Source organism: Halopseudomonas sp. (genome assembly GCF_036960865.1).
GTDB lineage: Bacteria > Pseudomonadota > Gammaproteobacteria > Pseudomonadales > Pseudomonadaceae > Halopseudomonas.
This window is the reverse complement of the sequence record NZ_JBALWE010000018.1, coordinates 1-10,069: the sequence shown is the minus strand read 5'-3', so window position 1 is coordinate 10,069 and position 10,069 is coordinate 1. Positions and strand designations below refer to the sequence as shown.

Sequence of the window (10,069 nt, the reverse complement as noted above, 5' to 3'; positions counted from 1 at the left end):
ATGGACATCCAGGCGCGTGTTCGAAAGCGGTGTAATCAGGCATAGAGCTATGTCCATAGCTACGCTTCTTTCCTTTATATTGATGAGGTGTTTATGCTCGCCAGAAACATGGATTCTGATTAGGAGTGCTTCCCGACGGAGAGGCGGCTTGTAGGCTACGGGGTATATCAAAGGAGATATCTTGAAGAAGTTATATTGCTGCTCGCCGTACGCTTTATTTTCACGCTCTATGGGATTCATGGGCATTTTTCATCCTGCCGATTGGTATCTGGTTTCTGCAGCCAAGGATAAAATGCTTTTTCACGGCAACGGACCCTTGATCAAATCGTCCTTCTGTCCCGTCAGCGGCAACGCCATTACGATCATGTTTTAATGTGCGCTTCGCTCTGGCTGCACCTGGCCGGACTTTACATCACACGGAGGTAATGTGGGTCTGATCATCCTTCCCTTGCTGGCGGCCTGGTTTGCCGCTTTCGTCTATTCGGGATTTATGTTGTACGCGATCTTCAGCGGCGATAAGCCACTTTGGTACGCTGCTGCCACGCTTGGGTTTGGGGTCGTGTTGGCCTTGGTTTACCTGCGAATAGGCCTGTCGGGCTTTAAAGCCAGGGAGACGGTGTGGGCCTTCGAGATACCCTTGTTTTTCCTGCTCAACAAGGTGGCGATTGCGGTGTTTGTGGCGGCGGCGGTGTGCTATTTCTTCGGCTGGGGTGCGGCAAACTTTGCGCATATCAAGGCGGTGTGTTTTGTCTTGAGCTTTGCTGTGTCGGCGGGAGCGCTGATGGGGACGGTTTACGCTGATAGCTTCCAGCAAAGGCACGGGATCGGTACCACCTATTGAGGGTTGTAGTGGCGGGCCTCAGGCGTATTATCTCGCGACCTGGAGGTGGGCTGCACCCAGTCTCATAGGCATCTAGCTCAATTCATTGCCGCGACCGACGCAGGCCCGCATCGGTCGCGGCTTCCATCAGTTCTCCGTGCCGCAGAAGCGCTCTTCGCAAAGGTTCTGATAGCAGTTCACCAGCGCATCGATGGTACACAGGAACTCGCCATTCCCTGACTTGGACTCCTTGCAGACGGGATCAGGTGACCAGATAAGCTCCGCTTTCAAGCTGCTGCCGCAGAACTCGGCTGCCTGGTTGCGCAGGCTAAGTTTGGCAAGATCAACCGCCGCATCGCGCTTGAAGAAGGTGCCCGAAGTGCCGGTGAAGGGGTAGTCGCGACCAGAGCCCACATACTGATTGGCTTTAGGCTGCGGGGGCTGTGTTGATTGCTGTGTTTGGGGCGCTGTCGTCCCTGTTCCTCCGCTACGGGCAGAAGCGGAGGCCGCTTTGGTATTGCTCGGGGTAGAGGTTGCTTGCGCCCGCGTCTGCGCGTTGCTTGCTCCGCCCGGTGTCTGGTTTGTTGGGGTGTTTCTATCCGCAGCGCCTGGTGACTCAGCTGAGGTGGAGCTTGCTGTTGCTGCAGGAGTGCTTGTTGTCGCGGTAGTGCTCGTCTCGGCTTGCTGAGCGCCAGTTCTAGTGCTGGCGTTTGCGTTAGCTCTGCTGCGTTCCAGCTCGGCGTCATAGCTGCGCTGCAAGCTGCGCATTTGGCCGGTATTGCCGTCGCTCATGACATCCGTCATAAAGGCACCGCCAATGGCTGCTTTGGAGGCTCCGTCTATATCGGCAGAGCCAATCACTGCGGCCCCTGCTGCGAGTGCAGTGAGCTGTCCGAAGTCGACTTCGGGGTTTTGTCGGTCGTCGGCGACCCAGCGGCCATTGTCGTACTGGTCGCGGTACTCAGCGCCATCGCCTATGAGGCCTCTGGAGCGAACATTGAACCAACCCTGTTTTTTTCCGTTTACATAGCGGCCGGCGATGAAGTCGTGGGAGTAATCACCGAAGTGGAAAACCGACTCTTCAAAGCTGATACCGTGCTGCATGCCATCTTTCCATTGGCCGACGACCAGTTTGTCTAGGCCATTAGTCCAGGCGCCTGGGCCGTTTAGCAGGGCGTTCTGGTAGTTGCCTATCCACACCGCGCGAAAGCGTCCACCTTCATAATCAAACAGGCGTTGTTTAGCGCCAAAGCCGTTCAACTCGCCCTGTGAAAAGTGCCCGACAGAGCTGACCACCATGTTCTGAGTGTATTTGAACAGGTGCATACCGAAGCCATCGAGTTGGCCCTGGTGATTGAAGTCGCCGTAGTTATAACGTTGGTAGCCGTTCGTTTGCAGTTCGCTGCTCAGCAAGCGTGCGGTGTGGGTAGTGCCCGGGATGCCGCCAATCTGAACAACCCGCGTGCCGTTTTTACGCAGCATGGTGAAGATGCCTTCGGTCATCACGCCATGTTCGAACCGGCCGACAAAGCGTGCGTCTGATTGCGCCGCTTTGGCCTCGGCCACGCCATGGGCAACTCCATCGACGCAGCTACCACGCACAAACTGCCAGGTGAAACTGGTGGGCTCAGTATCAAGGTTATTGAAATGGGCACTGTGGTCGGTAATGCGACAGTCGGTCCGGGTCTCCAGGTTGGGGTAGTACGCGGCAACCGCCGCAGGGAATCCAGCGCGCGCAAGCTCGATGTCGCGCAGCAGGGCTGACTGATCATACTCACCCTGAAAATTATCCAGTATCGCTTGGTTGCGAGGGTTGAAAACCTTGTCGTAGGGCGGTTCTTTGGGAGTTGTAGCGCGGGTGATGTTGCGGATGCGTCTTTCCAGGTCCTGCATAACGGGGTCCCTGATGTAAGGGTTGCTCCCGTCTGCGTTAATACTTTGTACAAAATCGCTATGCCAGTCGTTGGAGGTAGTGGCGCATCCACTGAGTAGCGCCACTACTGCGGTGGCAAAGATGAGTCTGATCGGATGGCTGCTCACGATTCCTCCCTGGAATGAATGGCCTAACTTGGCTAGTTGGGCTTCATAGTAGCTTTTTGCCGTTACATTTCAAATGTGCCGGTGGCATCACATTATTTGCTTGGATTCGGCATTTGCACGCCTCACCGTCTCCGACGGATTCTCGCCAAACAACACCTTGTAGTCCTTGGCAAACTGCCCCGCATGCCAGAACCCCCAATTGGCGGCTGTGATGGCGATGGGTGTGTCGTGCCGCGGGTCGCTCAGGATGCGGCGTACCTGGTTCAGCCGCGCGGTGCGCAGAAATTGCAGCGGACTGATGCCAAGGATGCTTTCAAAGCTGTACTGCAGCGTACGGCGGCTGACGTGAGTGAGTTCGCACAGCTCGGTCATACTCACCGCCAGCTGGGGGTTGGCCGCCAGATGCGCCTTGACCTGGTCGACGACCCGCTTGCGGTGGTTATAGCTGGGGGTGGTGTCCGAGGTCATGTGCTCTTCGCTAAGCAGGGCGAGCAAGGCCGTAGTGGCCAGGTCTTGCTGTAACTGACTATTCAGGCCGTTGGCGCTGTGGTTGACCCCGCGCTCCAGCAGAAAACGCACCTGATCCAGCTTGTGTTGCTCAACGGTTAGCCGCGGAGCTGATTCAAGCTTGGTCAGGTTAATTGTGCGGCCCTCGCGTTCGGCGGCGCGCAGCAGTACGTCTTCCTTTACCACGATGCCGTAAATGTCGAAGGCCTCGGGTGTCATCAACTCAAAGTCGCGGTCGCCTGGGCGGCACATCAGCTGGTTGCTGTCGACCTGCAGGCCGTTTATGCGGCAGTCGGCGGTTTGTGCCGGAATTCCAAGCCAGACGGCATCCTTCCAGACGTTGCACTGCTGCCTTAACGAGCGGTTGGTGTGCTCCTTGAACAGCTGAAAGCCCTCCAGTGCCACCTCATCAATACGCCCGTAAAAACGGCCGGCGCCCAACTGGTCGTATTCCTGCTGCCAATTGGTCAGGTTGTGGGCATGTTCGTCGGCGTCCTGTGCCTCGTGGGTGCTCCGTCCTGGTGCGTCGGGCGATATAGGTGAGTGCATCGATGGGCTTCTGCAGTTGGCCTCTAGGCTTCAAAAGATCGGTTTCTGGTCAGGCTGGTGTTTCAACATCTTGAATTGGCGAGCAAATTTCGATTTGCCAAAAATTGATACTGCGTTGGTACGGCTATCGCAGCATTGGCTGGTATCGATTGCTGCTATTACGCGACGTTGCCGCATTTTAGCAGCAAGTTCTGTGCCCGAGGTAACCATGACTGACATCTATCGCTACACACTGGGTAGCACGAGCTATCAATTCCGTGGCCTGGCCGAGCTGATGGCCAAGGCGACGCCACAGCGCTCTGGCGACCGTCTGGCCGGTGTGATTGCGCTCTCGGCAGAGGAACGCGCCGTGGCGCAAATGACGATAGCCGATGTACCGCTCAAGACTTTTCTGAACGAAGTGCTGGTGCCCTATGAGCAGGATGAAATTACCCGGCTGATCATCGACGAGCACGACCTGGCGGCGTTTGCGCCTATAGCGCATCTGACCGTCGGCGACTTTCGCAACTGGCTACTCAGCGACCACGCCACGCCGGAGGTGCTGCAGTCCGTCCGGGCCGGCATCACGCCGGAGATGGCGGCGGCGGTCAGCAAGATCATGCGCAATCAGGATCTGATTCTGGTCGCGAAGAAGTGTCACGTGACCACCGCCTTTCGCAGCACCATCGGGCTGCCGGGTCACCTGTCTACCCGGCTGCAACCCAACCATCCGACCGACGATGTGAATGGTATCGCCGCCAGCATTCTTGATGGCTTGCTGTACGGCAACGGCGATGCCGTGATCGGCATCAACTTGGCGACCGACAACGTCGCCCAGGCAATCAAGCTGATGCAGCTGATGGGCGAGGTGATCGACAAGTATGAGATCCCGACCCAGTCGTGCGTGCTGACCCACGTGACCAATACCATCGAGTGCATCGAGGCCGGCGCGCCGGTGGATCTGGTGTTCCAGTCGATTGGCGGCACCGAGGCGACCAACAGCAGCTTTGGCTTCAATCTCGCTACCCTGGCTGAAGCGCGGGAGGCAGCGCTGAGCCTTAAGCGCGGCACCGTTGGCGATAACGTCATGTACTTCGAAACGGGGCAGGGCAGTGCGCTTTCAGCCAATGCCCATCACGGCCTGGACCAGCAAACCTGCGAAGCGCGTGCCTACGCGGTGGCGCGCAAGTTCAAACCGCTGCTGGTCAATACCGTGGTGGGTTTTATCGGCCCGGAGTACCTGTTTGACGGCAAGGAAATCACCCGCGCCGGGCTGGAGGATCACTTCTGCGGCAAGTTGCTTGGCGTGCCCATGGGCTGCGATGTCTGCTACACCAATCACGCCGAAGCTGATCAGAACGATATGGACAACCTGCTGACGCTATTGGGCGTGGCGGGGTGCTCCTTCGTGATGGGCATTCCGGGCTCGGACGACATCATGCTGAATTACCAGACCACCTCATTTCACGATGCGCTCTATGTGCGCCGCGTGCTGGGCTCGCGGCCAGCGCCAGAGTTTGAGCAGTGGCTCACCAGCATGCAGATCATGCGCGACGCCGACCGGCACATTCTGCACGACGCGCTACCCGAACCCTTTGCCCGCTCGCTGAAGGCGTTGCCGGGAGGCCGCCGATGAGCAAGCCGGACGATCAGCACCTGCAGCACGGCAAAGTGGTGGATAACCCCTGGCGCCGACTGCGCGAGTTTACTGATGCGCGCATCGGCCTGGGCCGCGCGGGTATCAGCCTGCCGACCAGCGAAATGCTGGCCTTCCAGCTAAGCCACGCCCAAGCCCGTGATGCGGTGCATTTCCCGCTGGATGTGGATGCGCTGTGCGCGCAGTTGGCGGATCTGAGCAATCTGCCGAACGACGCGCCATTGCGTTTGCACAGCCAGGCGCAAGACCGCACCACCTACCTGCAGCGGCCTGATCTGGGCCGCCTGCTGGACGACACCTCGCGCGAGCAATTGGCGGCCCTGCCGGCGGCCAGCAGCCAGAGTGATCTGGCTATCGTGATTGTGGATGGCCTGTCTTCCTTGGCGGTGCAACAGAACGCGGCGGCCTTTCTCGCGCCGCTGCTGGAGCTGCTGCAGGCCGAGGCTGAGCCCTGGCGTCTGGCGCCGGTGACGGTAGTCGAGCAGGGCCGGGTGGCGGTGGGCGACGGCATTGGCGAGCTGCTGAACGCGCGCGCGGTGTTGCTGCTGATCGGCGAGCGCCCCGGCCTGAGCTCCCCCGACAGTCTGGGGCTGTATCTCACCTGGAATCCAAAACCCGGCCTCAACGATGCCGCACGCAACTGCATTTCCAACGTGCGTCCGGCAGGGCTGCCCTACGCAGAGGCGGCGAGGCGGGTGCTCTATCTGCTGCGCGAGGCGCGGCGGCTGAACCTCTCCGGCGTGAAGCTGAAAGACCGAACCCAGGATGAGGTGATTGAGCACGGCGGCAGCGGCAAGAATTTTCTGGTTTCCGAGTAACGCAGCACGCGCAACACAAGGCTTTAAACCAACAGCAACTTTCACTTAGAAAAGTAGAGGAATAACCATGTCGACAGACAATCAGGAGTACCTTGCCAAACGGCAACTCAAGCGCGGCACCGCGGGCTGGATTCTGCTCGCGGGGCTGGGTGTGTCTTATGTGATCTCTGGCGACTTTGCCGGCTGGAACTTCGGCATTGCCGAGGCAGGTTGGGGCGGCTTTGCCATCGCAGCAGTATTGATGGCGTTGATGTACCTGACGCTGGTGCTGTCGCTGGCTGAGATGTCCGCGGCCATTCCGGCGGCGGGCGGTGGTTACAGCTTTGCCCGCCAGGCGATGGGCCCCACCGGCGGTTTCATGACCGGGCTGGCGGTACTTATCGAGTACGCTCTGGCACCGGCGGCCATCGTGATCTTTATTGGCTCGGCGGTGGAGTCGTTGCTGGGTGTCAACGGCCCCTGGGTGTACGCAGCCTTCTATCTGGTGTTTGTGGGCATTCACCTGGCCGGCGTGGGCGAGGCGTTGAAGGTGATGATGGTGATCAGCGGCCTGGCCGTGTTTGCCATCGTAGCCACCGGCGTTGCGCTGGTGATGCATTTTGATGCCAGCAACCTGTTTGATATCGCCGCTACCGAGGCCGCCGGTGCCAGCGACATGCTGCCGCTCGGCTGGTATGGCGTGTGGGCCGCGTTGCCTTTTGCCATGTGGCTGTTCCTTGCGGTGGAAGGTGTGCCGCTGGCCGCCGAAGAAGCCAAGGACCCGGGCAAGGATGTGCCCAAGGGCATTATCGGTGCCATGGTCTTCCTGCTGTTCACCGCGCTGATGGTGGTGGTATTGGTGCCGGGCGCTGCGGGTGCCAAGGCGATGGGTGAAAGCGCAGTACCCCTGGTCGATGCGCTGAACGCCACCGGCAACGGCAGCCTGGCCACGCTGGTCAACGTGCTGGGCCTGGCTGGTCTGGTCGCCTCCTTCTTCTCGATCATCTACGGTTACAGCCGCCTGGTATTCGCCCTGTCGCGGGCCGGTTACCTGCCCAAGTCGCTGTCGCTGACCACCGAGCGCAAGGTGCCGGCGCGGGCGCTGATCGTGCCCGGTGTGTTTGGTTTTCTGGCCTCACTGAGCGGTGAGGGCGACCTTATGCTGGCCATGGCGGTAGTCGGCGCGACTGTCTCCTACGCGCTAATGGCGCTGAGTCATATTCTGCTGCGCATCAAGCAGCCCGGTCTGGTGCGTCCTTATAAAACACCCGGTGGCGTGGTGACGTCCGGCGTGGCACTGGTGCTGTCGCTGATTGCCCTGACCGGCGTGTACGCCTTCGACCCGCGCGCCTTCTTCTTCACCATGGTGTTGTTCGCGGTGGGGGCGGCCTACTACTTCGGCTACAGCCGCAAGCACCTGGTGGCCAAGTCGGCGGACGAAGAGTTCGCCATGCTGGCGGATGCAGAGGCCGATCTGGCGGCGGCCTGAGTTGGTTGTGCCAGGCTGATTAACAAGGCCGCCTTTGGGCGGCCTTTCTTATGGGCACGATTTTTGTCGGTCAAAACGGGAGCCACTCGGCAATTGCGATCATTTTAGCCTTCCGCTGCGGGCGTTCTGGGGTATACCGGCCGCATAGCGAAGCAGGGTAGCTTCGCAGAGAATTGTCCCGGAGGCTGGATGAACAGATTATGCAGGGCGGCGCTGATCGCTGCACTTTTCCTGGCTGGCGGTTGTGTCACCAGCGAGCTTTATAAAACGCACGAGTACACCGAGCCCCTGGATGCGGTGATGGTGTCGGCGGATGAGCAATGGATGGTTGTGCTAACGCCGGATTATCACTATGTGTTCCCCTTGCCAGAGGCCATACGCAAGACCTTTGCTGCTGAGTTTCACGAGCAGGTTGGTGCGCGCTTTGATGGCTTTCAGGTCAATTCGCGGCAGGGTGTTTTCGGTCAATACCGTCTGTACATCAAAAATGCCAGCGAGGTCGACCGGGCGGCGGCATTGGCTGCGGGTTACCACGCCGAGGGTAATCTGTTGGCTTTCGAGGAGAGTATTGCGGGTACTCGCTACCCGGCGAACGGGCTGCGAGTAGATGAGGCCATGCAAACTCAGGCATTGAATCAGCGTTATCAGATTCGCGTAGAAGAAATTCTGCGGCCGCACCTTCTGGGTTTGCGCACCCTGGTTACACCGCTGGCGGTTATGGCCGACGGCCTGCTGGTTGTTTTTTCTGTTCCGCTGGTGGTGGTGATTGGCACCGATATCGCTATTAATGGCGTGCAACCGTTCCACAATAATTAACAGCGGTGATGCATTGCCAAGGACAGACTAGGCGTCGCGCAGCAAATCCTGGCTGTTGAGCAGCGCATACGCCACCTCCGGGTGCTGCTTCATGCAACGGCGGATGGCGGCGGGAATGGCCTTGCGGGTTTTACGGCACAGCCCCGGCTGCGGCGCAAAGGCCATGCCGATACCGCGTATTACGCGAATCTCATCGATACCGGGGCCAATCTGCAGGCGTATGCCCAATTGCTCTTGCATGCGCTGTTGCAGATGCTCCAACTCCTGCAGGCTGGTCACATTTTCGAGGCGCTCTACCAGCCGCCGCTCTTCATGCAGCGTCAGGCGCAGGATGCGTGCATCGGCACGAGGATCTTCCAGCAGTACGTCGCGATCGCAGTCGCAGGTACCGGGCGGACAGGATTGGCGTAGGGCGGTCGAGGTCATGTAAGGCAGCTGGCTTGAGCGTTGCGGTTATCGTGCGATGTTTTGCTGGCGGCTGCAATGACTGTGTACTGGAATCTCTTTCGGTGGCGTAGCAAGCCCAGGAAGCTGATAACGGCGTGCGCTAGCCTGCCGTTGGAGCGCCAATTGGATGAGCTGTGTTGCCCTAGTTGCCAGGTGGGATTGCTATGAGATTTGCTAACCCGGCCTAGCGGTGTTGCAGAACTTAATTTAGTGCGAGTGAGGTCGGCTTTTTTTCTTGCTGCGTGATATCTTTTTTGCGTTTGGGCCAAGGTCGGCCTCTTACCTACGCCCCTTTTGTGAGAAGGAACTCAAACCATGCCTCCCGAACTACCCCCATCACGTTATGAAAAGACATCTCCCTATCCTGAGCAGCTCCTGGAGTATGGCGAAGATACGTTTTACGGCGAAGAGCCGGCTCGCCCGCATCTTGGCTGGTTATTACTGTTGCCGATATTGCTGGTAATGGCACTGGGCGCGTTTTGCTTGTTTGTGCCGGACAAGTGGCTTGCTGTAGAGCATATGGATCAGGCAGCGACGGCGATGCCCTTTGATCCCCCGCGAATCGAGACTCAAGCGGCTTTGCTGGGCGTTCCTCTGCCGTCTGCCAGCGTGCAGCAAACGCTTCAGCAGCGTCGCGCCTTCTTCTCCGGCGATTTTGAGTTTCTGGACCAAAGTCTCAGTGCTCAACGACAGCAGGCCTTACTCAACCCGCAGCAAACCATGGGCTACGATCCCTTTATTCAGGGGCTGGAAGATACCGCGCTGGCGGGTGTGGATGTCTGCCAACGGTGGTTGCAGGCGATGCCGGATTCTTACGTGGCGCATTGGGTATGTGCCGAGGTCTGGAATGACGGCGCCTGGGAAGCGCGCAGTGAAAAGCGCAGGAGCGACGGCGGTCTCAATGACCAAGTGCAACACCTAAAGTAAGGTGTTGCCATGTCAAATCACTACACACATTTGCGCATTGA

General features: G+C 58.8%; 11 protein-coding genes. 7 read left to right on the top strand and 4 right to left on the bottom strand.

The window, feature by feature from the left end:
• Positions 1-246 (bottom strand): hypothetical protein (locus V7747_RS18425; RefSeq protein ID WP_335617453.1); only part of this gene is annotated, 246 nt, incomplete at its 3' end.
• 181 nt (positions 247-427) lie between these two features.
• Between V7747_RS18425 and V7747_RS18420 the strand changes: the two genes are divergently transcribed.
• Positions 428-841, top strand: a complete 414-nt coding sequence (locus V7747_RS18420; protein WP_335617452.1) for a hypothetical protein — start codon at positions 428-430, stop codon at positions 839-841.
• 126 nt (positions 842-967) lie between these two features.
• Here V7747_RS18420 and V7747_RS18415 read toward each other — a convergent pair whose 3' ends face one another.
• A complete protein-coding gene (locus V7747_RS18415; protein WP_335617451.1) occupies positions 968-2,386 on the bottom strand; it encodes a hypothetical protein in 1,419 nt (472 codons plus the stop codon).
• A 3-nt stretch (positions 2,387-2,389) separates the two neighbouring features.
• On the opposite strand from V7747_RS18415, the gene V7747_RS18410 reads away from it, so the two are divergent.
• Positions 2,390-2,584: a hypothetical protein gene (locus V7747_RS18410; protein ID WP_335617450.1), complete on the top strand. Its 195-nt coding sequence runs from the start codon at positions 2,390-2,392 to the stop codon at positions 2,582-2,584.
• Positions 2,585-2,947: 363 nt separating this feature from the next.
• On the opposite strand, the gene V7747_RS18405 is transcribed toward V7747_RS18410, so the two are convergent.
• Entirely contained in the window at positions 2,948-3,916 is a 969-nt protein-coding gene (locus V7747_RS18405; protein ID WP_335617449.1) for a helix-turn-helix domain-containing protein, read from the bottom strand.
• Positions 3,917-4,124: 208 nt separating this feature from the next.
• Here V7747_RS18405 and V7747_RS18400 point away from each other — a divergent pair, with 208 nt between their 5' ends.
• From V7747_RS18400 to V7747_RS18385, 4 genes are all read left to right on the top strand, one after another.
• Entirely contained in the window at positions 4,125-5,531 is a 1,407-nt protein-coding gene (locus tag V7747_RS18400; RefSeq protein WP_335617448.1) for an ethanolamine ammonia-lyase subunit EutB, read from the top strand.
• Positions 5,528-6,370 (top strand): ethanolamine ammonia-lyase subunit EutC, encoded by an 843-nt coding sequence (gene eutC / locus V7747_RS18395; protein WP_335617447.1) that lies wholly within the window; start codon positions 5,528-5,530, stop codon positions 6,368-6,370. The genes V7747_RS18400 and eutC overlap by 4 nt, the downstream gene beginning before the upstream one ends.
• Before the next feature lie 67 nt (positions 6,371-6,437).
• The gene (eat, locus tag V7747_RS18390; RefSeq protein ID WP_335617446.1) at positions 6,438-7,838 is read left to right on the top strand and encodes an ethanolamine permease; all 1,401 of its coding nucleotides are present in this window, start codon (positions 6,438-6,440) and stop codon (positions 7,836-7,838) included.
• A 189-nt stretch (positions 7,839-8,027) separates the two neighbouring features.
• Positions 8,028-8,654, top strand: coding sequence for a hypothetical protein (locus V7747_RS18385; protein WP_335617445.1), 627 nt, complete (start codon positions 8,028-8,030; stop codon positions 8,652-8,654).
• A 27-nt stretch (positions 8,655-8,681) separates the two neighbouring features.
• Here the strand turns inward: V7747_RS18385 and V7747_RS18380 are convergent, their stop codons facing one another.
• Entirely contained in the window at positions 8,682-9,080 is a 399-nt protein-coding gene (locus V7747_RS18380) for a hypothetical protein (RefSeq protein WP_335617444.1), read from the bottom strand.
• A gap of 336 nt (positions 9,081-9,416) precedes the next feature.
• On the opposite strand from V7747_RS18380, the gene V7747_RS18375 reads away from it, so the two are divergent.
• The gene (locus V7747_RS18375) at positions 9,417-10,028 is read left to right on the top strand and encodes a DUF4034 domain-containing protein (RefSeq protein WP_335617443.1); all 612 of its coding nucleotides are present in this window, start codon (positions 9,417-9,419) and stop codon (positions 10,026-10,028) included.
• The last annotated feature ends 41 nt before the right edge of the window (positions 10,029-10,069 follow it).